The organism is Nonomuraea sp. NPDC050643, assembly GCF_040654715.1.
Taxonomy (GTDB): Bacteria; Actinomycetota; Actinomycetes; order Streptosporangiales; family Streptosporangiaceae; genus Nonomuraea.
Window position 1 is genome coordinate 20,776 of the sequence record NZ_JBFAIM010000043.1, and the last position, 23,287, is coordinate 44,062.

The 23,287-nt window shown below is 71.0% G+C and carries 24 protein-coding genes; 15 read left to right on the top strand and 9 right to left on the bottom strand.

Annotation, left to right across the window (positions count from 1 at the left end):
* Positions 1–47 precede the first annotated feature (47 nt).
* Positions 48–1,115, bottom strand: a complete 1,068-nt coding sequence (locus AB0I15_RS41440; RefSeq protein WP_358108747.1) for a beta-eliminating lyase-related protein — start codon at positions 1,113–1,115, stop codon at positions 48–50.
* Between the two features lie 61 nt (positions 1,116–1,176).
* Here AB0I15_RS41440 and AB0I15_RS41445 point away from each other — a divergent pair, with 61 nt between their 5' ends.
* Positions 1,177–1,692, top strand: coding sequence for a DinB family protein (locus tag AB0I15_RS41445; protein WP_358108750.1), 516 nt, complete (start codon positions 1,177–1,179; stop codon positions 1,690–1,692).
* Here AB0I15_RS41445 and AB0I15_RS41450 read toward each other — a convergent pair.
* On the bottom strand, positions 1,689–2,777 hold the full coding sequence (locus AB0I15_RS41450) for an ROK family transcriptional regulator (RefSeq protein WP_358108753.1): 1,089 nt from the start codon (positions 2,775–2,777) through the stop codon (positions 1,689–1,691). The genes AB0I15_RS41445 and AB0I15_RS41450 overlap by 4 nt on opposite strands.
* Before the next feature lie 112 nt (positions 2,778–2,889).
* Between AB0I15_RS41450 and xylA the strand changes: the two genes are divergently transcribed.
* From xylA to AB0I15_RS41495, 9 genes are all read left to right on the top strand, one after another.
* Complete coding sequence (gene xylA, locus AB0I15_RS41455; protein ID WP_358108756.1) at positions 2,890–4,041, top strand: xylose isomerase; 1,152 nt, start codon at positions 2,890–2,892, stop codon at positions 4,039–4,041.
* The gene (locus AB0I15_RS41460) at positions 4,038–4,781 is read left to right on the top strand and encodes a sugar phosphate isomerase/epimerase (protein WP_358108759.1); all 744 of its coding nucleotides are present in this window, start codon (positions 4,038–4,040) and stop codon (positions 4,779–4,781) included. The genes xylA and AB0I15_RS41460 overlap by 4 nt, the downstream gene beginning before the upstream one ends.
* Positions 4,778–5,878 carry a Gfo/Idh/MocA family oxidoreductase gene (locus tag AB0I15_RS41465; protein ID WP_358108762.1) on the top strand — a complete coding sequence of 367 codons (1,101 nt, stop codon included), beginning with the start codon at positions 4,778–4,780 and terminating at the stop codon, positions 5,876–5,878. Before AB0I15_RS41460 ends, AB0I15_RS41465 begins: the two co-directional genes overlap by 4 nt.
* A gap of 109 nt (positions 5,879–5,987) precedes the next feature.
* Complete coding sequence (locus tag AB0I15_RS41470; RefSeq protein WP_358108765.1) at positions 5,988–7,331, top strand: S8 family serine peptidase; 1,344 nt, start codon at positions 5,988–5,990, stop codon at positions 7,329–7,331.
* A gap of 16 nt (positions 7,332–7,347) precedes the next feature.
* Positions 7,348–7,554 carry a hypothetical protein gene (locus AB0I15_RS41475; protein ID WP_358108768.1) on the top strand — a complete coding sequence of 69 codons (207 nt, stop codon included), beginning with the start codon at positions 7,348–7,350 and terminating at the stop codon, positions 7,552–7,554.
* Positions 7,555–7,601: 47 nt separating this feature from the next.
* On the top strand, positions 7,602–9,233 hold the full coding sequence (gene lysS / locus AB0I15_RS41480; protein ID WP_358108771.1) for a lysine--tRNA ligase: 1,632 nt from the start codon (positions 7,602–7,604) through the stop codon (positions 9,231–9,233).
* Positions 9,230–9,772, top strand: coding sequence for an AAA family ATPase (locus AB0I15_RS41485; RefSeq protein WP_358108774.1), 543 nt, complete (start codon positions 9,230–9,232; stop codon positions 9,770–9,772). The genes lysS and AB0I15_RS41485 overlap by 4 nt, the downstream gene beginning before the upstream one ends.
* A gap of 60 nt (positions 9,773–9,832) precedes the next feature.
* Positions 9,833–10,561, top strand: coding sequence for a glycosyltransferase family 2 protein (locus tag AB0I15_RS41490; RefSeq protein ID WP_358108777.1), 729 nt, complete (start codon positions 9,833–9,835; stop codon positions 10,559–10,561).
* 19 nt (positions 10,562–10,580) lie between these two features.
* Positions 10,581–11,543, top strand: coding sequence for a 2-dehydropantoate 2-reductase N-terminal domain-containing protein (locus AB0I15_RS41495; protein WP_358108780.1), 963 nt, complete (start codon positions 10,581–10,583; stop codon positions 11,541–11,543).
* Here the strand turns inward: AB0I15_RS41495 and AB0I15_RS41500 are convergent.
* The gene (locus AB0I15_RS41500) at positions 11,518–12,045 is read right to left on the bottom strand and encodes a DUF6886 family protein (protein ID WP_358108782.1); all 528 of its coding nucleotides are present in this window, start codon (positions 12,043–12,045) and stop codon (positions 11,518–11,520) included. The two genes, AB0I15_RS41495 and AB0I15_RS41500, sit on opposite strands and share 26 nt — an antisense overlap.
* Before the next feature lie 73 nt (positions 12,046–12,118).
* Here AB0I15_RS41500 and AB0I15_RS41505 point away from each other — a divergent pair, with 73 nt between their 5' ends.
* On the top strand, positions 12,119–12,487 hold the full coding sequence (locus tag AB0I15_RS41505; protein WP_358108785.1) for a hypothetical protein: 369 nt from the start codon (positions 12,119–12,121) through the stop codon (positions 12,485–12,487).
* A gap of 4 nt (positions 12,488–12,491) precedes the next feature.
* On the opposite strand, the gene AB0I15_RS41510 is transcribed toward AB0I15_RS41505, so the two are convergent.
* Positions 12,492–12,920, bottom strand: coding sequence for a hypothetical protein (locus AB0I15_RS41510; protein ID WP_358108788.1), 429 nt, complete (start codon positions 12,918–12,920; stop codon positions 12,492–12,494).
* Between the two features lie 62 nt (positions 12,921–12,982).
* Here AB0I15_RS41510 and AB0I15_RS41515 point away from each other — a divergent pair, with 62 nt between their 5' ends.
* Complete coding sequence (locus AB0I15_RS41515) at positions 12,983–14,884, top strand: nitrate- and nitrite sensing domain-containing protein (RefSeq protein WP_358108790.1); 1,902 nt, start codon at positions 12,983–12,985, stop codon at positions 14,882–14,884.
* On the opposite strand, the gene AB0I15_RS41520 is transcribed toward AB0I15_RS41515, so the two are convergent.
* From AB0I15_RS41520 to AB0I15_RS41535, 4 genes are read right to left on the bottom strand one after another with little or no spacing between them, the layout of a single operon-like run.
* The gene (locus AB0I15_RS41520) at positions 14,843–15,328 is read right to left on the bottom strand and encodes an NUDIX hydrolase (protein WP_358108793.1); all 486 of its coding nucleotides are present in this window, start codon (positions 15,326–15,328) and stop codon (positions 14,843–14,845) included. The two genes, AB0I15_RS41515 and AB0I15_RS41520, sit on opposite strands and share 42 nt — an antisense overlap.
* 7 nt (positions 15,329–15,335) lie before the next feature.
* The gene (locus AB0I15_RS41525; RefSeq protein ID WP_358108796.1) at positions 15,336–16,205 is read right to left on the bottom strand and encodes a hypothetical protein; all 870 of its coding nucleotides are present in this window, start codon (positions 16,203–16,205) and stop codon (positions 15,336–15,338) included.
* A gap of 24 nt (positions 16,206–16,229) precedes the next feature.
* Entirely contained in the window at positions 16,230–16,970 is a 741-nt protein-coding gene (locus AB0I15_RS41530) for an MBL fold metallo-hydrolase (protein WP_358108799.1), read from the bottom strand.
* Between the two features lie 24 nt (positions 16,971–16,994).
* Positions 16,995–17,135 carry a hypothetical protein gene (locus tag AB0I15_RS41535; RefSeq protein ID WP_358108802.1) on the bottom strand — a complete coding sequence of 47 codons (141 nt, stop codon included), beginning with the start codon at positions 17,133–17,135 and terminating at the stop codon, positions 16,995–16,997.
* 433 nt (positions 17,136–17,568) lie between these two features.
* Between AB0I15_RS41535 and rho the strand changes: the two genes are divergently transcribed.
* The 3 genes from rho to AB0I15_RS41550 all read left to right on the top strand — a co-directional run bounded on the left by rho (position 17,569) and on the right by AB0I15_RS41550 (position 21,619).
* Positions 17,569–18,636: a transcription termination factor Rho gene (rho, locus tag AB0I15_RS41540; RefSeq protein ID WP_358108805.1), complete on the top strand. Its 1,068-nt coding sequence runs from the start codon at positions 17,569–17,571 to the stop codon at positions 18,634–18,636.
* A 31-nt stretch (positions 18,637–18,667) separates the two neighbouring features.
* Complete coding sequence (locus AB0I15_RS41545; protein WP_358108808.1) at positions 18,668–19,708, top strand: putative RNA methyltransferase; 1,041 nt, start codon at positions 18,668–18,670, stop codon at positions 19,706–19,708.
* A 144-nt stretch (positions 19,709–19,852) separates the two neighbouring features.
* Positions 19,853–21,619 carry a prolyl oligopeptidase family serine peptidase gene (locus tag AB0I15_RS41550; protein ID WP_358109007.1) on the top strand — a complete coding sequence of 589 codons (1,767 nt, stop codon included), beginning with the start codon at positions 19,853–19,855 and terminating at the stop codon, positions 21,617–21,619.
* Positions 21,620–21,900: 281 nt separating this feature from the next.
* Here the strand turns inward: AB0I15_RS41550 and AB0I15_RS41555 are convergent, their stop codons facing one another.
* Complete coding sequence (locus AB0I15_RS41555; protein WP_358108811.1) at positions 21,901–23,091, bottom strand: SpoIIE family protein phosphatase; 1,191 nt, start codon at positions 23,089–23,091, stop codon at positions 21,901–21,903.
* Between the last annotated feature and the right edge of the window lie 196 nt (positions 23,092–23,287).

Below are 23,287 nucleotides of genomic sequence, written 5' to 3' on the forward strand. Positions count from 1 at the left end.
GCCCGTCAGGTCCCGCTCATGAAGCCGTCAGCTCCCACCTGCAAAGCTCAGGTGCCGCCCGCTCGTTCCACGAGTTCGTGGACGAGCCCGGCGACCTCCTCGGGCGCGAACTCCATGGCGTTCTCCCCCACCGTGATCTCGAAGCTCGACCGGCGCGGGTCGGGCGCCGAGCGCACCCGGGCGAACATCTGTACCCCTCGCTCGGCCAGGATGGCGGCGCCGGCCTCGGTGACGGCCCGCCGTCCGGCCGGCACGTGCACGTGGAACAGGGGCGTCTGGGGCGGATCGGGGTAGGCGTACGCCGCGCCGTCCTTGTTGATCGCCGCCGCGATCGCGATGGCGTGCGCACGGAAGGCCGCCATGCGCGGCAGCAGCGTGTCGAGCCCGGCCAGCGCCGTCAGCACCTGCGGCCAGGTCTCGGGCTCGTGGCCGCCGAGCCTGGTCAGCCAGACGCCGGCCTCGGCGACGAAGCCGGCCTCGCCCAGCAGGACGGCGCCGGCGACGCCCTGCAGCGACTTGTAGAGCGAGACGTACACGGAGTCGAACAGCCTGGCGATCTCGTGGTGGGGCCGGTCGTAGTAGGTCTGCGCCTCCCAGAGGCGGGCGCCGTCCAGGTGGGCGGCGGCCCCTCTGGCCCGCGCGAGGTCGGTCTGGGCGCGCAGATCCGCCCATTCGGGCAGCAGGCCGCCGAGGTCGCGCTGCGGCAGCTCCCAGAGCACGGCCGCGGGCGGCTCGGCGACGGCCTCGATGTCCGCGGTGGTCATCAGCTCGTGGCGGTCGCCGGCGCGGTGCAGGCGCAGGCCGTGGACGACGGCGTAGCCCTGCATCTCCCAGCCGTCCAGGTGGGTCTGCGGGTGTGCGGCGAAGGCCGACCTGCCGCGGCGCTCGGCGTGCACGCGCAGCGCGACCTGCTGCGCCATCGTGCCGGTGGGGAAGAACAGCGCGGCCTCCTTGCCCAGCAGCTCCGCCAGCCGCCGCTCAAGTGCGGCCTGCGGCTCTCCGGGCAGGGTGTCGTCGTCGACGAGCTCGAGCATGCGGCGCAGCACGGCGGCCGGCCTGCGCCGGAGCGAGGCGTGCAGGAACAGCGAGCGCCGGATCGGGCTGGAAGGGTTCATAAGCTCCTCGCCATGAAAAATACCGTGCGACACCAGGGTCGCTGAAGTAGCGTCGGCGCCCATGAGTCTTCCCCGTGTACGCCCTCCCTTCGTGGCCGACGAACGCACCCAGCTCGTCGGCTGGCTCGACATGCAGCGCGCGCTGGTCCGATGGAAGTGCGAGGGCCTGTCGGAGGAGGACGCGTACCGGCCGGTGCTGCCGACCTCGCCGCTCATGACGGTGGCGGGCCTGGTCTCCCACATGCGCTGGACGGAGCACTGCTGGTTCGAGGTGCTCTTCCTGGGCCGCGACTTCGGCGGGAACCCGCAGTTCGACGAGTCGGCCGAGGACGCCGACATGCGCGTCGAGGGTGTCCCGCTGACCCGGCTGCTCGACGAGTTCGAGCGCCAGTGCGAGGTCTCCAACGAGATCGCCGCCGCCCACTCGCTCGACGACGTGGGCAAGCACCCCGACTTCGGCTCCGCCCAGGCGACGCTGCGCTGGATGCTGATCCACATGGTCGAGGAGACCGCCAGGCACGTCGGCCAGCTCGACACGATCAGGGAGCTGCTCGACGGCCAGAAGGGCTACTACTAGAGCCCGAGCATCTGGGCCGGCTCGGCCAGGAGCTGCTGGATGATCAGCCCGGCGGCGCCCAGCACGGCCGCGTCGGCGCCGATGCCCGAGACCACGAGCGCGGGCGGCGTGCCGCGCATCTGTCCCAGCCGGGCGCCCAGCCCTTCCGACACCGGCCCGTTCAGCCAGGGGAAGAGCGGCGCGTAGACGCCCCCGAGCACGATCCTGCCGGGGTCCAGCAGGTGCACGGCGGAGGTGAGCGCCACGCCGAGCGCGTGCCCGGCCCGCTCGCAGGCCGCGACCGCCCGCGGGTCGCCCGACTCCAGCCGGGACACCAGCTCGGCCACCGAGGTCAGCTCGCCGAGCAGGGCGTCCTGGCCCGCGTACACCTCCAGGCAGCCCCGGCCGCCGCAGCGGCACGTGGGCCCGTCGGGCACGACGACCACGTGGCCCAGCTCGCCGGCCAGCCCGAAGGTGCCCTTGAACACCGTCCCGCCGACCACCAGGCCGGCGCCGATGCCGATCTCGCCGGACACGTAGAGGAAGTCCGGCTCCCGCGAGCCGAACCACAGCTCGCCGAGCGCCGCCAGGTTCGCCTCGTTGTCGACCGCGAAGGGCAGCTCCACCAGGTCGGCCACGCGCACGTCCCGCCAGCCGAGGTGCGGCGCGCTGCGCAGCACCCCACCCTCGACGGTGCCCGGCACGGCGAGCGCCGCGCCGATGACCCGCAGCCCGGTCTCCTCGGCCGCGACCGTGACCTCCTTCGCCAGGTCGCGCAGCTCCTCGAGGATGCGGACGGGGTCGGAGTTGCGGTTGTCGGCCTGCCGCGTACGCCGCAGCCGCACCGTACGGCTGAGGTCCACCACGCACGCGGCCAGGTAGTCGATGTTGACCTCCAGCCCCAGCGTGGCCACCCGGTGCCCGCTCAGACTCACCGCCACCCCGGGCCGCCCCCGTTCGCCGCCCCGCACGGCCCCGCTCTCGGTCACCACCCCCGCCTCGAGCAGGTCGGCGACCAGGCTGGACACGGTGGTCTTGGTGAGCCCGGTCATCTCGGCGAGCGCGGCGCGGGTGTGAGGTCCTGATCCGTGGATGGTCGCCAGCACTACGGCGAGGTTACGGGCGCGCATGGAATCATGCCTGATCCCTCTTGACGACACCCCGTTCACCTCCTAAGGATTATGTACAGATTATGGACTAAAGGTAGAGGGCCACAAAATGACCGCATTCACTCCCACTCCCGACGATCGCTTCACCTTCGGCCTGTGGACCGTGGGCTGGCAGGCCCGCGACCCCTTCGGCGACGCCTCCCGTCCGGCGCTCGACCCGGTGGAGAGCGTGCACCGCCTGGCCGAGCTGGGCGCGCACGGCGTCACCTTCCACGACGACGACCTGCTCGCCGTCGAGCCCGACCGCGAGAAGGCCATCGCCGCCTTCAGGAAGGCCCTCGACGAGACCGGCATGAAGGTCCCGATGGCCACCACGAACCTGTTCACCCACCCGGTGTTCAAGGACGGCGCCTTCACCAGCAACGACCGCGACGTCCGCCGCTACGCGCTGCGCAAGGTCATCCGCAACATCGACCTGGCCGCCTCGCTGGGCGCCAAGACCTACGTGTGCTGGGGCGGCCGCGAGGGCTCGGAGTCCGACGCGGCCAAGGACGTCCAGGCCGCCATGGCCCGCTACAAGGAGGGCCTCGACCTCCTGTGCCAGTACGTCATCGACCGCGGCTACGACCTCCGCTTCGCCCTCGAGCCCAAGCCCAACGAGCCCCGCGGCGACATCCTGCTGCCCACGATCGGCCACGCCCTGGCGCTGATCGGCGAGCTGGAGCACCCTGAGATGGTGGGCCTCAACCCCGAGGTCGGCCACGAGCAGATGGCCGGGCTCAACTTCGTGCACGGCATCGCCCAGGCGCTGTGGCACGGCAAGCTCTTCCACATCGACCTCAACGGCCAGCACGGCCCGAAGTACGACCAGGACCTCATCTTCGGCCACGGCGACCTCAAGAGCGCCTTCTTCCTGGTGGACCTGCTCGAGAACGGCGGCTACGACGGCCCCCGCCACTTCGACTACAAGCCGCTGCGCACCGAGGACCCCGAGGACGTGTGGGTCTCGGCCGCGGCGAACATGCGCACCTACCTGATCCTGAAGGAGAAGTCGCGCGCCTTCCGCGCCGACCCCGAGGTGCAGGAGGCCCTGCGCGCCTCCCGCGTGGACGAGCTCTCCCAGCCCACGCTCGCGGCCGGTGAGTCGTGGGCCGACCTGGCCGGGGACGACTTCGACGTCGAGGCGGCGGCGGCCCGCGGCTTCCACTTCACCCACCTCAACCAGCTCGCACTCGAGCACCTCATGGGGGTACGCGGATGACCGAACCGATCAGCGTCCAGCTCTACACCGTCAGGGACGCCATGGCCGCCGACCGCGACGACACGTTGCGGCGGCTGGCGGAGATCGGCTACCGGTCGGTCGAGCCCTACGACCCCACGGCCGATCCCGAGGGGTTTCGCCGGGTCGCCGGGGACCTGGGGCTGAGCGTGTCGGGTACGCACGCGTACGCGCTGCTCAGCGAGGAGCCCGCGAAGGTCTTCGACGCGATCGCCACGGTCGGGACCGACCTGGTGATCATCCCCGGCGGCATCGCGCACGAGGAGTTCACCACGCGCGACGGTCTCGCGCGCACGGCCGACCTGCTGAACGGCCTGGCCGAGCAGGCCGCGGGGCACGGGATGCGGATCGGATACCACAACCACTGGTGGGAGATCGAGCCCGAGATCGACGGCCGGCACGCCATCGAGGCGCTGGCCGACCTGCTCGCTCCCGGGGTTTTCCTGGAGATCGACACCTACTGGGCGGCCGTGGGCGGCGCCGACGTGCCCGCCCTGCTCGGCCGCCTGGGCGAGCGCGTGCTGGCGCTGCACGTCAAGGACGGGCCGGTGGTCAAGGGCGAGCCGCACACGGCGGTGGGCGCGGGTGTCATGCCCGTGCCGGAGATCCTCGCCGCCGCCCCGGCCGCCCGGCGGGTCGTCGAGCTCGACGAGTGCGCGACCGACGTCTTCGCCGCCCTCGCGGACAGCCACGCCTACCTCACCTCCTTGGAGGGCTCTTGAGCAACGGCCCCGTCGGCGTCGCCCTGGTCGGCGCCGGAGTGATCAGTGGCCAGTACCTCCGCAACCTCACCGCCTTCCCCGACGTGCGCGTGGTCGCCGTCGCCGACATCGACACCGACCGGGCCGAGGCCGTCGCGCGTGAGCACGACGTGCCGACGTCCGGCACCCTCGGCGCGGTGCTCGCGCTGCCCGAGGTCGAGATCGTCGTCAACCTCACGATCCCGTCCGCGCACGCGGCCGTCGCGCTGGAGTCCCTGCGCGCCGGCAAGCACGTGTACGGGGAGAAGCCGCTGGCCATGGACATGGACGAGGCGGCCAAGGTCATGGCCGAGGCCGCCGGCCGGGGCCTGCGCGTGGGCGGCGCGCCCGACACGTTCCTGGGCGCCGGGTTGCAGTCCACGCTGCACGCCCTGCGCTCGGGCCTGGTGGGCGAGCCGGTCGCCGTCACGGCGGCCACGCAGAGCCTGGGCCCGGAGTCCTGGCATCCCAACCCCGAGTTCTTCTACCAGCCGGGCGCCGGCCCGCTCTTCGACCTGGGCCCCTACTACCTGACCGCGCTGGTGTCCCTGCTCGGCCCCGTCGTCCGGGTGGCGGCCGGCACGCGCAGGGCCCGTGACGAGCGCGTGGTCGGCTCGGGGCCCAAGGAGGGCACGGTCTTCCCCGTGGACGTGCCGACCCATGTCAACGCCCTGCTGGACTTCCCCGGCACGGCGACGGCGACGGCCACGTTCAGCTTCGACTCGGCGGTCAACCGCCGGATGATCGAGATCATCGGCACCGAGGGCGCCCTGTCGTTGCCCGACCCCAACACGTTCGACGGCCCGCTGCTGGCCCGCGGGCTGCACGACGCGGACTGGCGGGAGCTGCCGTTGACGGGCACCACGGCGGGGCGCGGCATCGGGGTGCTGGACCTGGCCAGGGCGATCCGCGCCGGAGCGCCGCACCGGGCGTCGGGCGAGCTGGCCTACCACGTGCTCGAGCTGATGGCGGCCATCACGGAGTCGGGTGAGCGGGCGGCGTTCCAGCCGATCGCCTCCACCCTGGCCGCGCCGGAGCCGCTGCCGGCCGGCTGGGACCCCTACGCCGCCACCCTGTAGCCGCGACGTGGGCGGCGGGAAATTTCCGTCGCCCAATGTCAAAGGAGTCGTCATGACAGCGGCCGGGCATAGTTACTTTGAGTAATGACAAAGTAACAGAGAGGATCTCATGCGCGTTCTGATCCAGCTCCGCCCGGCCCCCGACGTCGTCGCCTCGGTGATCGACCCCGGTGTCCGCAGCACGGTGGCCGACGTCGTCACCGAACTCCCCGGCGTCCTCCTCGACCAGGGCTTCACCCCCGTGCCCGTCCCCCGGCCGGTCTCCGCCGACGGAGCCCCGCTGTCGCTCAACCAGCGGGTGCAGTTCTCGCTCGCCCCCGAGGACGCCTCGGTGCTCGTGCGCGGGGAGATCCCCGACACCGAGTTGTCCACCCGGTCGGTCCTGCTGTCCTCGTCCGTGCGCGAGGTGACGGGCCTGTTCGCCGACCCGGCCATCGAGCGGCACGTCACCTGCGGCGGAGACGGCCCCGTCGGCGACTGGGAGGCGGTCAGGCGGCTCCTGCACGTCCACGACCTCTGGGCGGCCGGCTACGACGGCGAGGGGGTGAGCATCGCGGTCGTGGACACCGGCATCAACGCCGACCACGTCGCGGCCCGCATCGGCCACGACGTGGCCGTGGACGAGGCGCGGAGCTGGAGCCCGCCGGGCCTGGCCAAGACCCCCGGCCGCCACCCCGTCGGCCACGGCTCGATGTGCGCCTTCGACGCGCTGATCGCCGCGCCCAAGGCGACCCTGCTCGACATCCCGGTCCTGCTCACCCGGGAGTCGACCATCGCCGGGCTGCTGTCCGACGCGATCGCCGCGTACGCGCACCTGAACGGCGTCATCCAGGCCATGCCCGACGACTCCAGGTCCCTGGTGGTCACCAACAGCTGGGGCCTGTTCTCGCCCGACACGGACTTCCCGCCCGGCCATCCCGGCAACTACTCCGACAACCCCGCGCACCCGTTCAACGTGATCGTGGGCAGCCTGGAGGGCGCGGGCGCCGACATCCTGTTCTCGGCGGGCAACTGCGGCCGCGAATGCCCCGACCGGCGGTGCGGCTACTCCGACCGGTCGATCGTGGGCGCCAACTCCCATCCGCGCGTCCTGTCCGTCGGCGGCGTGGACACCCGGGGCGAGCGGGTCGGCTACTCCTCGCAGGGTCCGGGCCGGCTGTCGGAGCGCAAGCCCGACCTGTGCGCCTACACGCACTTCGCCGGCTCGGAGGCGACCGGCGCCGCCGACACCGGCACCTCGGCGGCCTGCCCCGTCGCCGCCGGCGTGGTCGCCGCCGTCCGTACGCAGAGGACCGCGGGCGAGCTGTCCCCCTCTCAGCTCCGCACGCTCCTGCACCGCACGGCCGACGACCGCAGCACGGTCGGCTTCGACCACGACTACGGCTACGGCGTCATCGACCCGCCGGCCGTCGTGGCCGCGCTCGCCAGGCAGAACCGGACGCGGGCCGCCTGACGTGACCCTGGTCCAGGTGCGGCTGCCACCGGACGCCACCCTCGACGACGCGCTGCGGCTCCTCGGCCTGACCGCCGACGACGCCGACGCGGCCTTCGGGCTGGTGGCGGTCGCCCCCGGGCGATACGTGCTACGCGTCACCGGCGGAGCGGCCGGGCGGGTCGATCCCGACGTCGCGGAGGTCTTCTCCGACCCCCGTATCGAGCCGCAGGAGCCGGGGTGATCGGTAACGCGTTGGCTTGAACCCGGCGGACCCGCGACAATGGCGCGATGGCTGACACTGCCGAGACCGACTGGGTCTCCAGGTTCGCGGACGAGGTGATCTCCGAAGCGGAGAGACGCGCCCCCGGCGAAGCGATCGTCTGCGCATCCGGGCTGAGCCCGTCGGGCCCGATCCACCTGGGCAACCTGCGCGAGGTGATGACGCCCCACCTGGTCGCCGACGAGATCAGGCGGCGCGGCCTGGAGTGCGTGCACCTGCTGTCGTGGGACGACTACGACCGCTTCCGGCGGGTGCCCGCGGGCATCGACCCGTCGTGGGCCGAGCACATCGGCAAGCCCCTCACCTCCGTCCCCGCGCCGCCCGGCAGCCCGCACCCCAACTGGGCCGAGCACTTCAAGGCGCCCATGATCGCGGCGCTGAAGGAGCTGGGCGTCGAGTTCCGCGGCATCAGCCAGACGGAGCAGTACACGTCGGGGGCCTACCGCGAGCAGATCCTGGTGGCCGTGCGCGAGCGGGCCAGGATCGACGCCGTGTTGTCGCGTTACCGCTCCAAGCCGGGCGAGCCCAAGCAGGCGAGGTCCGAGCAGGCCGAGGACTATTTCCCGTACAAGCCCTACTGCGACCTGTGCGAGCGCGACCTGACGACGGTCACCGCCTACGACGACGAGACCACCGAGCTGGCCTACACCTGTGAGTGCGGGTTCGGCGAGACCGTGCGCCTGGCCGAGCACGACCGCGGCAAGCTGGTGTGGAAGGTCGACTGGCCGATGCGCTGGGCCCACGAGGGCGTGATCTTCGAGCCGTCCGGGGTCGATCACCACTCACCCGGTTCGGCGTGGATCGTCGGCGGCCAGATCGTGGGCGAGGTGTTCGGCGGCGCGCAGCCGATCGGCCCCATGTACGCCTTCGTCGGCATCACCGGCATGGCCAAGATGAGCAGCTCCAAGGGCGACGTGCCGACCCCGGCCGACGCGCTGGAGATCATGGAGGCCCCGGTGCTGCGCTGGCTGTACGCCCGCCGCAAGCCGGCCCAGTCCTTCAAGATCGCCTTCGACCAGGAGATCCAGCGGCTCTACGACGAGTGGGACGCCCTGGGCCGCAAGGTCACCGCCGGGCAGGCCCAGCCCGCCGAGCTGGCGGCCTACCGGCGGGCGGTGGGCACGGCGGCCGGCTGGCTGCCCGGCACTCCGCACCCGGTGCCCTACCGGACGCTGGCCTCCGTCGTCGACATCACGACCGGGCACGCCGACCAGACCCTGCGCATCCTGCGCGACCTCGACAGCGTCGAGTCCCTCGACGCGGCCCGTCCGCGCCTGGACCGGGCGCAGCGCTGGGTCGACGACCACCTGCCCGCCGACCAGCGCGTACGCGTGCGCGAGGCCCCCGACCAGGAACTTCTCGACTCGCTCGGACCGGACGAGCTGGAGTCGCTGCGGCTGCTGGCCGACGGGCTCGACGACTGGTCACTGGAGGGCCTGACCACGCTCGTCTACGGCGTGCCCAAGCTCCAGGCGGGGCTGCCCGCGGACGCCAAGGCCACGCCCGAGCTGAAGACGGCGCAGCGGGCCTTCTTCGCCCTGCTCTACCGGCTGCTGGTCGGCCGCGACACGGGGCCGCGCCTGCCCACGCTGCTGATGGCCGTGGGCGCCGACCGGGTGCGCAAGCTGGTGGGGGCGTGAAGGGAGTCGTCCTGATCACCGGCGTCTCGGCCGCCGGCAAGTCCACCGTCGCCCAGGCGCTGGCGGAGCGGCTGCCGCGCTCGGCGCACGTCCGGGGTGACGCGTTCCGGCGCATGGTGGTCGGCGGGCGCGCCGACATGACCCCGGATGTGCCGGACGAGGCGGTGCGGCAGCTTCACTTGCGATATCGAATTGCCGCGAATGCGGCGGACATGTATTTCGACGCAGGGTTCACGGCAATAGTTCAAGATGTCATTCTCGGGCAGGACTTGGAACGGTTTATGAAGTTGATACATAGCCGTCCTCTTCATGTGATCGTCCTGGCACCCGACCCCGCGGCGGTGGAGCGCCGGGAAGAGGCCAGAAACAAGATCGGCTACGGCGGCGGTTGGACGATAGCCCAGCTCAACGGCTCACTCAGGAGCGAAACCCCACGCATCGGCCTTTGGCTGGACACCTCCCGCCAAACGGTCGCGGAGACCGTTGACGAGATCATTTCCCGGGCCGCGGAAGCGAGAATCCGCGAAGATCCCGAATAACGCCGATCTATGCAAGGCACTTTCAAGTGGATTGCATGTACGCGGAGAGACCTTGCTTCCATGAACAAGCAGCCTTTCGCCGCCAGCGTCAGCATCATCGTCCCCGCGATGAACGAGGCCGAGAACCTTCCTCACGTCTTCGCCACGCTGCCCGATTGGGTCGACGAGGTGATCCTGGTCGACGGTAACTCGACCGACGACACCGTCGACGTCGCGCGCAGGCTGCGCCCCGACCTCCGGGTCGTCGTGCAGACGCGGCGCGGCAAGGGCAACGCGCTCATCGAGGGCTTCCAGGCCGCCCGGGGCGACATCATCGTCATGATCGACGCCGACGGGTCCACCGACGGCCGGGAGATCCGCTCCTTCGTCAGCACGCTCGTCCACGGCGCCGACTTCGCCAAGGGCTCCAGGTACGCCCCTGGTGGCGGCTCGGACGACCTCAGTCCGATCCGCTCGCTCGGCAACAAGGTCCTCACCGGGCTCACCAACCTCCTCTACGGCACCCGCTACACCGACCTCTGCTACGGCTACAACGCCTTCTGGGCGCGCCACCTCGAGGTCCTCGAGCTCGACTGCGACGGCTTCGAGATCGAGACCCTGATGAACGTCCGCGCCGCCCAGGCCGGCCTCATCATCCGCGAGGTCCCCAGCCACGAGCGCTCCCGCATCCACGGCGAGAGCAACCTGCACGCGGTGCGCGACGGCTGGCGCGTGCTCAAGACGATCGTGCGCGAGCGCACGCGCGGCACCTCCGTGACGGCGCAGACCCAAGTGGCGCTCGCGAAGTAAAGAGTGACATTCTCTGACAATGCGCTACATAGTGGTCGGAGCAGGAGCAGTCGGGGGGACCATCGGAGCCCGCCTGTACCAAGGCGGGCACGAGGTTCTCCTCGTCGCGAGAGGCGCCCATTACGCGGCGCTCAAGCGCGACGGCCTGCGCCTGGTCACCTCCGAGTCCGCAGAGACCCTCGACATCCCCGCCGCCGACGGCCCGGTGCCCACGCGCGATGACGACGTGCTCATCTTGGCGACCAAGTCCCAGGACACGATCGCCGCGCTCGCCCCTTGGCCCTCCGACCTGCCCGTGGTGTGCGCCCAGAACGGCGTGGCCAACGAGCGCATGGTCCTGCGCCGGTTCGACCGCGTCTACGGCATGTGCGTGTGGCTGCCCGCCCAGATCCCGCAGCCGGGCGTCATCGCCGCCGGCGGACACCCCTACTCCGGCATGCTGCACGTCGGCCGTTATCCACAGGGTGTGGACGACCTCGGTGAGCAGATCGTCACCGACCTCGGCAAGCACGGCCTCGTGGCGCGCCGCTCGCCCGACGTCATGCGCTGGAAATACGGCAAGCTGATCGGCAACCTGGCCAACGCCGCCGAAGCGCTCGTCGGCCACGCGCCCGGCCTGTCCGATCTGGCCGAGCGCGCGAGGGCCGAGGCCAGAACCGTCCTCGACCAAGCCGGCATCGCCTACTCCACCCCCGCGGAAGAGGCCGAAGTGCGCGGCCACAAGGTCGACATGCGCCCCATCGAGGGCGTCGAGCGCGGCGGCGGATCGTCCTGGCAGAGCCTGGCCAGGTCGAGCGGCTCGATCGAGGCCGACTATCTCAACGGCGAGATCGTCCTGCTCGGCCGCCTGCACGGCGTGCCCACCCCGGTCAACGAGGTGCTGCGGCGCGAGGCCAACCGCGCCGCCGCCGATAAGCTGCCGCCGGGCTCAATGTCGCCGGAGACGCTGGCCGCGCTCATCGACGGGCGTTCCGCAGCCTGATCCCGCTGAACTGCAGGGTGCTGGCCGTCACCTCGTTCCAGAACGGCCACAGGTTGTCCAGCACCCTGAGCTGGATCCCCGCCTCCTCGTGCAGCTCGAACAGGTCGCCGACCGGCTCGGGAGGGCCCAGCGGCAGCACGGGTGCCTTGGAGACGACGGCGTGCGGCGGGTCGCCGATGGGCGCGAAGCCGTCGGCGGGCAGGCGGTAGGCGAAGAGCCGCACGTCCATCAGCGCCTTCAACCAGCAGTACTCGATGGCGTGCACCCGCTGCCCGCAGCCGGAGCCGATGATCCGGAACGCGTCGTCGTCGGTGGTGCGCGGTCCGATCCAGGCCATCGCCCGCGGGCAGGCCCGTGGGAACCAGTAGTCGGGGCAGCGGTCGTGACCGACCGCCCACACGTACGGCTCGCTCAAACTGCTGGTCACCGCCACGTGCGGCACGAAGCGCTCGATGCTCGGGTCCTCGGAGAAGTGCAGGACCTCCCCTGGCTCGGGTCTCATCCACCAATCATCGCGCATACCCCGCCGATCTCTGGGAAGTGGAGTGTCGCTCTTACGACAAGGGGTGAGTTGGATGATTCTGTTAGGACTACTTCTGGTCCTGCTGGCCGGCGGCGCTATCGCTTTGGTGCTCACCGAGGAGAGCGCCAGGTACATCCTGTTCGGGTACACCTTCGAGCTCGGGCATGTGGAGATGTTCCTCGCGGGAGCGGCCGCGGCGGCCGTTCTGCTGCTTGGCCTCTGGCTGCTGGGCTCGGGCTCGCGCAGGACCGCCCGGGAACGACGCCGGATGCGCGCCGCCCGGGCCGAGACCTCCAGCCGGGTGGCCAAGCTGGAGGACGAGAAGCGCGACCTGGAGCGGAAGCTGGAGCGCGAGCACACGGCGTCACCGTCGTCAGACGGCGACCAGCTCGTCGCCCGCGGCGCGCACGAGCGTCAGTGAGCTGTCAGGCCGCCTGCTCAGTCTGGCGCGAGGGCAGCAGCTTGCCCTCGCGCCAGAGCGCGAGACCGGTGATCACCGCCCCCAGACCTTCCCAGAGCCCGACGCCGAAGAACTTGCCGGGCGCGGCCCCGGTCAGGACCAGCGTGGTGAAGACGACGAACGTCACGAGTCTGAACGGCACGGTCCACCGGAAGAACGGCGTGTAGTCCGCCGACGCGGCGAACATGTAATAGACGCCCATGTTCACGGCCGCCATCGATGAGGCGGCCATGTAGACCAGCGTGTAGTCACCGCTGGGTCGTACGTCGAGCACCTCGAAACCCAGCATGACCAGCAGGGTGCCGGGCGAGATCAGCCCGAGCAGGCCGAGGGCGAAGGCGAGAACGCCGAAGACCGCGATGGTCCAGCCGGAGAAAGAACGCGGAAGACGCACAGAAATCCTTCCAATGGGGGGTGTACTCTGCGAGGCGATCTCATCATGCACCCGGAGGTCGCATGCCCCCCACGCGTGGCCGCCCCATCGCGCTGAAACTCCTCATCCTGCTGCTCGTTCCCCTGCTGTCCCTCGTGGGCCTGTGGGCGTTCGCGGCCGGTCTGACCGGCGGCGACGGCGTCCGCCTACTGGCGATCAACGACCTGGCCACCAACCTGGCCACCCCGTCCGAGCGGGTCAACATCGCGCTGCAGAACGAGCGGCTGGTCTCGGTGGAGTTCCTGGTCACCGGCCAGGGCGCCGGCCCGATGGCCGAGGCGCGCGGCGACACCGACCAGGCCGTGACGGAATTCCGCACCCTGTCCAAGAAGCAGCGCGACCTGTCACCCGAGATGACCGCCCAGGTCACCGCGCTGAACGGCAAGATCGAGCAGATCACCGACGTGCGCCGCGAGGTCGACGGCGGCTCCGTCGTGCCGCTCGACGTCGTCGACGGCTACAGCCAGATCGTGGACGCCTCCTTCCGCATGTACGACGCCATGGTCCTGGTGCCCGACATGGCCCTCTACCGGCAGGCCAGGGCGGTGACCATGCTGGGCGAGGCCAAGGACGTGCTGTCCCGCGAGCGGGCGCTGATCGCGGTGGTGCTGGCCAGGGGCAAGGTGGAGCCCAGGGAGCGTGAGGCGTTCACGGGGATGGTGGCCACCAGGCGGCTGCTCTACACCCAGGCGCTCTCGCATCTGGACGGCACCCTGCGGGGACCGTTCGCGAAGCTGGCCTCCTCGCCGGTCTACCGGGAGTTCCTGGAGGCCGAGGACGCCATCAAGGGCCAGGCCGCCACCAACGGACTGCCCGCCACCGCGGCCACCTGGCCCATCGACGGCCAGAACCTGTGGGCCGCCGTCGAGCGCAACCAGGCGGCGGCCGTCGAGGACATCACGCGCCGGGTGATGCCGACGGCCATCGGCATGCTCATCAAGATCGGCGTGGCGGGCGGCATCGGCCTGATCGCCGTCATCGCCTCGATCATGCTCTCGCTGCGCTTCCGCAAGCGCCTGGTCCGCGAGCTGGCCGGGCTGCGCGACGCCGCCTCGGAGCTGGCCGACGTGCGGCTGGCCGGGCTGGTCAAGCGGCTGCGCAAGGGCGCCGAGCCGCCCACGGCCACCGAGGTGGCGCCCATCGAGGTCGAAGCGCACACGTCGGAGGTGGCCGACATCGTACGAGCGTTCAACGACGTGCAGTCCACGGCCGTCGCCGCCGCCGTCAGCCAGGCCAGGCTGCGACACGGCGTCAGCCAGGTCTTCGTAAACCTGGCCAGGCGCAACCAGTCGCTGCTGCACCGGCAGTTGCTCCAGCTCGACAGCATGGAGCGGGCCACCGAGGAGCCCGAGGTCCTGGCCGAGCTGTTCAAGCTCGACCACCTCACCACCCGTATGCGGCGGCACGCCGAGAGCCTGATCATCCTGTCCGACCAGGCTCCGGGGCGCGGCTGGCGCAACCCGGTGCCGATGCTCGACGTGCTGCGCGCGGCGGTCGCGGAGGTGGAGGAGTACGAGCGGGTCGAGGTGCTCCAGCCGCCGCCGGTCGCGCTGACCGGCGCGGCGGTCACCGACGTGGCCCACCTGATGGCCGAGCTGATCGAGAACGCCACCCTCTTCTCGCCGCCCCAGACCAAGGTCGACGTGCGCAGCACGATGACCGCCCACGGCCTCATGGTCGAGGTCGAGGACCGCGGGCTCGGCCTGCCCCGCGTCGAACTCGACGAGCTGAACGACCGCCTCGTCAAGCCGCCCGAGTTCGACCTGGCGCAGAGCGACCGGCTCGGCCTGTTCGTGGTCTCCAGGCTGGCCACCAGGCACGGCATCAAGGTGACCCTGACGCCCTCGCCGTACGGTGGCCTGACCGCGATGGTGGCCCTGCCCTCAGCCCTCCTTGCCGACCAGCCCGTTCCGGCCGGGCGGTAGGTAGGTCAGCGTGCCGGAGTCCCGGGCGGCGGCGGTGGCCAGCAGCCGCTCGTGGGCGAAGTCCGCCAGCAGCCCCCGGGCCTCCTCGAGGGTGAAGAAGCCGTAGTCGTCGAGCTCCTCGGCCTGCAGCGTGATCGGCGTGTCGGAGGAGACCACGCCGCAGTCGAACATGAAGTTGACCAGCGGATAGGGGATGTTCGGCAGCCCGTCGACCCAGCTCACGGTCAGCAGGCCGCCGACCTCGACCGCCAGGCCGACCTCCTCCATGACCTCCCTGGCGCACGCCTGCGCGGGATGCTCGCCCGCGTCGATGATGCCACCGGGGAACGACCAGTGCTCCCGGTAGTTCGGATCGACCAGGAGCACCCGGCCCCGCTCGTCGGTGATGTACGCCGCCGCCCCCGTGATCACGCGGTTGACCGTGGTATAGAAGTCATCGCTCACACAGGCACTATGGCAGAACCTGTAGCAACGCCTGCTTCTTCGCCTTGGCGGGCTCGGCGATCCGCTGCAGTTCGTTGCCCTCGCCGTCGAGCACGACCAGCGTGTTGTGCTCCTTGCCGCTCACCCGCACGACCAGGCGCCCGTCGGCGAGGTAGAGGGCTCCGAGCGGCGTGCCCTTGACCTTCAGCGGGACCCTCTTGCCCGTCACCATGTCCACGACGACCGGCTTGTAGAAGGTGGGCCAGCTCCCGTCGCCCAGGGTGTCGGCGTTGCGCGGGAACTCCACGACCGCGCTGCGGCCGTTCGGCGACAGGCTCTGCAGGTGGGTGACGAGCTTGACGCCCTTGGCCCGGACCGCCTTGCCGGACTTGACGTCGAGCCGGTAGAGGGCGTCGGCCTCTCCGGTGTAGCCCGCGACGTAGCGGCCGTTGGCCGACCAGGCCAGGTGGCAGACGCCGCGCGAGCGGCCCAGCTCGCGCGGGGCGCCGCTGCCGTCGGCCTTGACCGCCATGATCGTGGTGCCGTGTTCGGTGTAGGCGACGTCCGTCGAGTCCGCGGACCAGACGGGCGTCAGGCACGGCGTGCCGCCCTGGAGACCGCTCACGATCGTGGTGGTCCTGCCGCCCTGCCTGACCTGGAGCCGGCCGTCGGAGGTCACCCAGGCGGCCTTCCTGCCGTCGGGCGAGGCGGCGAACTGCGGCATGTCGCCCGTCTTGGCCAGTGTGCTCCACCGGCCGCCGTCGTAGCGGCTGAGCTGGTTGCCGGCGCCCGCGTAGACGGCGGCGCCGGACAGCTCAGGCGCGGTGGCGGCCGACGCGGTCGAGGGGGCCATCAGGACGGCGCCGAGCGCGACACCGGTCGCGATGTAGGTCTTCATGAGAAGACATCGTGCCCGAGGCGGTCACAGACGTACGAAAGGCTCGCTGAAGTGAGCGGTGGCGAGGATCGCCCGTTCGGCCCTGAGTGCGGCGAGCACCTCGGCCCGGGTGCGCGCGGCCGCCTCCTGGTCGTCGTCGTAGAGATAGCGGATGGCCGGGTCGTCCAGTTGGACGGGGTGCAGGATCAGGTCGCCGGTCATCGCCACCTCGCCGACCCTGGCGATCTGGTGGCCGGGCGTGTGCCCCGGCGCGGCATGGACGTGCACGCCCGGCGCGACCTCGGCGTCACCCTCGACCACGTGGAGCTGCGCCTTGATGTGGGAGACGATCTCGTCGAGCATCGGGCCGTGGGCGGCCTCCAGCTCGGCACGCTGCAGCACGTAGCGGGCGTTCTCGAACACCGGCCTGCCGTCCGCGACCGCGCCCGAGGCGTGGTCGCTGTGCAGGTGGGTGAGGATGACGGTGCCGATCTCCGCGGGCGTCACGCCCGCTGCGGCCAGCTCACCGGCCAGCGTGCCGGGAACCGGCGCCCAGCTCGAGGCCGGGGAGTCGGTGCCGCCGATGCCGGTGTCGACGAGGGTCAGCCGGCCGGCGGGGTCGCGGAGCAGATAGCAGTGGAAGTGCAGGACCCACGGCTCGTCCTGGAGCGCGGAGCCGGGGAACATCTCCCCCGGCGGGCGGCGGATCGCCGCTCCCATGGGACCCACGGCGTCGCAGAGCGGTGTCACCTCGACGCCGGACACGGTTATCGGTTGATGCGGCACCCCGCCAGACTACGGGGGCCCGGCCTAGGCGGCGACGGGCTGGCGCGGAACGTACTCGATGTCGAGGTCCGCGGCGTAGACGGCGCGGCAGCAGTGCGCGCACCGGTACATGATCGGGCCTTCGTCCAGCTCGTGGTGACACCGCGGGCAGTTGACGGTTTTCATGGTGCTCCCCCAAGGAGTGTTCTCTGTTCGTCCCTATGGAACCCTCATCGAGTTGCAGGGACCCTGCATGTCACTTGACACGATGACGCTGTGCCGTTAAGGGCTCTGTGCCGTTCGATACACCGGGGTGCGGTAATTTTCCTCGCAGTACGGTGCCGAGAAGAACATTGTCACGCGCCCTGTCCCGCCTTCGCGGGCGAAGACACGAGAACAGCCCGGGAATAGCCCAAGAGGGCTAGGCGTTCCATGGGTCAGATCGTGTGGTATCTTGCGATCAAGCGTTGAGCTTCAGCTCCGCGGATCTTCAAAGCCCAGCCCCCTTCTTGAGGGCCCGGCTCTCTTTTCATCACCCGCCCGACCTCAGGGTCCGGCGCATCTCCCCCAGAGGGGCTTCATCATGTCTTTGCACACCATTCCAGAGCAGCGTGCCTCCGTGCCCATCAGGCAGGTCCGCGGCCTCCTGGACGTACGCGACAAGTCCGCGTTCGTCCGGCCGGCCCACCTGCCGGGCCCTGACGACGTACGCCTGCCGCCCGACAAGGTGCGGCAGTACGACCTGCGTCCCGGCGACCACATCGTGGCCTCCTTCGCCGGGAACAGGCTCATCGACGTCGAGTCGGTCAACGGCGCCGCCCACTGGCGCGACCGCCCCGACTTCGCCGACCTGACGCCCATCCACCCCACCGAGCGGCTCAACATCGAGACCGAGTCGCTCAGCACGCGCGTCATCGACCTCTTCGCGCCCATCGGCAAGGGACAGCGCGGCCTCATCGTGGCGCCGCCCAAGGCCGGCAAGACCATGGTCATGCAGGCGCTGGCCGCCGGGATCGCCCGTAACCACCCCGAGGTGCACCTCATGGTCATCCTGGTGGGCGAGCGGCCCGAGGAGGTCACCGACATACGCGCCACCATCGACGGCGAGGTGTACTCCTCGACCTTCGACCACCCCGACCGCGACCACGCCGCCATCGCGGAGCTGGCCATCGAGCGCGCCAAGCGGCTCGTGGAGTCCGGCCGGGACGTGGTGATCCTGCTCGACTCGCTGACGCGGCTGGGGCGGGCGTACAACAACCTGGCGCCGGGCGGCGGGCGCGTGCTGACGGGCGGCATCGACGCCCGGGCGCTGTACCCGCCGAAGCGCTTCTTCGGCGCCGCCCGCAACGTGGAGGGCGGCGGCTCGCTCACCATCCTCGCCACCGCGCTGGTGGACACGGGCTCGCGGATGGACAACAACCTGTACGAGGAGTTCAAGGGGACGGGGAACATGGAGGTCCACCTGACCCGCGAGCTGGCCGAGCATCGGCTGTTCCCGGCCGTGGACCTCGACGCCTCCGGGACGCGGCGCGAGGAGATCCTCCTGCACCCCGAGGAGCGGCAGGTGGTCTGGCGGCTGCGGCGGATGCTCACCAGCCTGGAGAAGCGGCAGGGCCTCGAGCTCCTCGTCGACAGGCTCCGTTCCACCCCCTCCAACGCCGCCTTCCTCCTCGAGGCCAGTGCCTGAGCGGTCGCACCGGCCCGCGAGAATGGGCCACATGCTGGCCGACATCGTCGAATACCTCATCTGCCCCATCTGCCAGGCCGACGTCCGGCTCGGCGAGGGCGCGCTCCGATGCGCGGGAGGGCACGCGTTCGACGTGGCCAGGCAGGGATACGTCAGCCTCCTCGTCGGCTCCAGGCCGCCGGGCACCGCCGACAGCCCCGCGATGGTGGCCGCCAGGGCCGAGTTTCTGGACCGAGGGCACTACGCCCCGCTTGCCGACGCGATCGCCGAGACGGTGCGCGCGCATGTGACAGGTCAGAACGTTCCAGGAAAACATGAGACCTCTACTGAAACGAATGACGGCGCGGAGTTGAGGGCGTACCGTGGGGCGGGAGTGGAGGCCGGATACGGCGCGAGCCCGACAGGACCCGCGCGGGAGCCGGAGAACGTCGAGGGTCGTCGCGCAGAAGGCAGGGACGCGCCGGTGATCGTCGACGCTGGCGCGGGCACCGGGCACTACCTGGCGGCCGTGCTCAACGCGGTGAACGATGGCATCGGGATGGCGTTCGATGTGTCGAAGCACGCTGTACGCCGGGCGGCGCGGGTGCATCCCAGGGCAGGGGCGTTCGTGGCCGACGTGTGGCGCCCGCTTCCGATCAGGGGCGGGGTGGCCGACGTGGTGATCGACGTCTTCGCGCCCAGGAACGGGCCCGAATTCAGGCGGATCCTGCGGCCCGACGGGGTCGCGCTGGTCGTCACCCCGACACCGGCGCATCTGAGCCCGCTGGTCGAGGAGCTGGGGCTGCTCTCCGTGGACGCGGAGAAGGAGCGCAGGCTGGCCCGCAGTCTTGAGGGGTTCGCCGAGTCCGAGCGGCGCTCGATCGAGTTCGAGATGGAGTTGGGGCATGGCGACATCGCCCAGGTGGTCGGGATGGGCCCGAGTGCGTGGCATAACGACCCGACCACGCTGGATGAGCGAATCGCTACATTTGTCTCCCGGAATGTCGCGAAAAGACAACGAAAAGTAGTAACGCGCGCGGCGTTTCACCTGTCTATCTACGCGCCCACACCTCGAGCAAGACGCGTTCCTTGACGGACATGTGTGACAGGTGTTACTGATGGGGCATTTAGTCCGAAATTCCCCCACATTCTCCAAGTATTTCCCCGGCACAGGCGCAATACTGGACGGCATCCCACGCCGGGAGGCGTGGGACATCACAGGGAGGGGGCGCGCCGGATGAAGGCGGAGGAACGCTGGCAGGCCAGGTTCCGGGCGTCGCGCATGACGCTGCCGTCCTGGGCGCGCCAGGCCCCGAACCGCTCCATCTACCGCTCCAACGCCACCGGAACGTGGGAGGTCTACGCCTGGGACCGCGTGACCGGCGCCACCCGCCAGGTCACCGACCGCCCCAAGGGCACCGCGTACGCCGCCATCGACCCCACCGGCCAGTGGATCTACTGGTTCGCCGACAGCGACGGCGACGAGTACGGCGAATGGTGGCGCCAGCCGTTCACCGGCGGCGCCGACGAGCCGATCGCCCCCGACCTGCCGCCGGGCCAGCCCGGCGGCATCGCGCTGTCCACGACCGGCGAGGTGGCGATCAGCCTGGCCTGTGACGGCGCGTTCCGCATCCACCTGGTGCGGGTGGGCCAACCGGCCAGGCTCCTGTACGAGCACGCGGAGGCCGCCTGGGTGGCCGACATGTCGCTGGACGGCTCCCTCATCGCGATCAACCACGGCGAATACGGCGACTTCCGCCACCCCGCGCTCCGCGTCGTACGCCAGAACGGCGACACGGTAGGCGAGCTCTACGACGGCGCCGGCAAAGGCGTGGTCGGCCTCAGCTTCGCCCCGGTGGCCGGCGACCGCCGCCTGCTCGCCCTGCACGAGCGCCGCCAGCGCCAGGAGCCCCTGGTCTGGGACCCGGCGACCGGCGAGCAGCGCGAGATCTGGCTGCGCGACTCGGGCGACCTGACCGCCGAGTGGTACGACGACGGCCGCGGCCTGCTCATCCTGCGCGACAACCGGGCCCGCAGCTTCCTGCACCGCTACGACCTCGCGGGCGGCGGCCTGACCCTCATCGACACCCCGCACGGCGTGATCGACGAGGCGGCTCCCCGGCCCGGCGGCCACGTCGAATACTCCTGGTCCAGCGCCTCACGCCCGCCGGTGATCCGGTCGAGCACCGGCCAGGTCGTGGTCAACTCCAGCGGCCCCGCCGCGCCGCCGAGCGTCCCGGTCGAGGACGTCGACGTCGAGGGCGAGGGCGGCCGCATCCACGCGCTGGTCTCCAAGCCCGAGGTCGGCACCGCACCCTTCCCCACGGTCTTCCTGCTGCACGGCGGGCCGACGGCGCACGACCGCGACGTCTACTCGCCGGAGGTCGCGGCCTGGGTGGACGCGGGGTTCGCGGTCGTCCGGGTCAACTACCGGGGCTCGACGGGCTACGGCTCGGCCTGGCGCGACGCGCTGCACGGCGACGTCGGGCACATCGAGCTGGCCGACGTGGCGGCCGTCCGCCAGTGGGTGGCCGACCAGGGCATCGCCGACCCGAGCAGGATGGTCCTGGCGGGCTCGGCGTGGGGCGGCTACCTCACGCTGCTCGGCCTCGGCACCCAGCCCGACCTCTGGGCGGCCGGCATCGCCGCCGTACCCATCGCCTGCCACCAGACCTCGTACGAGGACGAGGCGGAGAGCCTGCGCGCCTACCACCGCGCGCTGCTCGGCGGCTCGCCCGACGAACGACCCGACCGGTACGCGGCCAGCTCCCCGATCACCTACGTCGACCAGGTGAAGAGCCCGCTGCTGATCCTCGCGGGCGAGAACGACACCCGCTGCCCGCTGCGGCAGATCGAGAAATACGTGGCCAAACTCGCCGAGCACGGCCGCGAGCACGAGGTCTACACCTACGACGCCATTCGCGGCTCCCTGGTGGTTTCAGAGCGGATCGCCCAGACGGCGCTCCAGCTCGAGTTCGCGCGCAAGCACATTCATGATCATTGAACGCTGACAAAGTGTAAGAAACCACCCGACGGGCTACCTTGACCGTCGGCTCTGACACCTGTCACGATCGCGCCCACCGCACCGACGTCGGAAGGCGCACGTTGATCCCCCACTCCGGACCAACGCCGATCACGCCCTCCACACGGGCCCCCTCACCCTGCCACTTCCTCCCCCGAACGCCGCCCCCTTCGCCCTGCCCGCAAGGGCCGTCGCGGGCGGGCCCGCCGTGCTCTTGGGGCTCCCCCCGAAGGGACCCGCGCCGAAGTGCGGTGGGGGGCGGATCAGCGGGCGCGCAGGACCACGATGGCCAGGTCGTCGGCGCTGGGTTCGGAGGCGAACTCGGCCGCGCCCCTGCGGATGCGCTCGGCCACCGCCCGGGCCGACAGCCCGGCGCACTCGGCCAGCAGTTTGGCCAGGCCGCCGTCGTCGTCGAGCAGCCGCCCGCCCGAACGCCGCTCCGTCACCCCGTCGGTCACGGCCAGCAGCACGTCGCCGTGGTCGAGATGGACGGTGTCGGCCTCGAACACGACCTCGTGGAACACCCCGAGCAGCGACTGCGGGGTGGTCACCGCCTCCACCTTGCCGCTGGGCTTGAGCCGCAGCGCCTCCGGGTGGCCGGCGGACACCAGGCGCACCTCCAGGCCGTCAGCGACGGGCGTGATGTCGCCGTGCAGCAGCGTGAGGAACCTGGCCCGCTCGCCCTCCTCCAGGATCGCCTGGTTGAGCCGGCCGAGCACCGCCGCCACGCCGTAGCCCTCGCGGGCCAGCAACCGCAGCGTGTGCCGCGCCAGGCCCGTCACGGCCGCGGCCTCGGGGCCGGTGCCGCACACGTCGCCGATCGCGAACCGCCACGAGTCGTCGCCCGCCTTGAACAGGTCGTAGAAGTCGCCGCCGACCTCGTTGGCCTCACCTGCGGGCTCGTAGATGACGCCGTAGTCGAGGCCGGGCACCTCGGGCTCGTTGGGCGGCAGCAGACTGCGCTGCAGGGCACGGTTGGCGGCGGCCTGCTGGGCGTAGAGCCGGGCGTTGTCCATGGCCAGCGCGGCGCGCCGGCCGATGTCCTCGGCGAACTGGATGACCTCGTCGGGGAAGCGGTCGGAGCGCCCCAGGCACATCATGCCGAGGCTGCGGCCGCGCGCCGTGAGCGGCACGGCCAGCACCTGCGACTCGGCCAGGTGGATGGTCGAGGTGACCCGGGTGTCGGCGGCGGCGACGTCCATGTCCACGAGCTGCTCGCGCAGGCCGTCGATCCGGGCCTCGTCGGCGTGCCAGAGGTAGACCAGCCGCGGCGGGCCGGAGTTGTCGGAGGTGTAGACCGCGCACCAGCTCGACAGCCGCGGGACCACGACCTGAGCGATGATCGCGGGCACCATGTCAGGGTCTAGCGTGCCCGCGAGCAGGTCGCTCGCGTCGGCGAGAAATCCCAGCCAGTGGGGGCCCCTGGCGCTCTCCTCCAGCCATTCGGATGCCACCCTGTCGACGGAGCCGGGTAGCGTGAGCCTTGCCCAATGGACACGGGAATCGCCCGCAAAGGTGACTCCCCATTCCTCGACGTTCACGGAGGGAGCTTTCGGATCACTCTGCGAGAGGTTGCGCTGCCGCAGCTCCACCTGCACGGCGTCCCCGAAATGCTTCCAAATCACCTCAAACGGCTCGTCAGCGACCTGC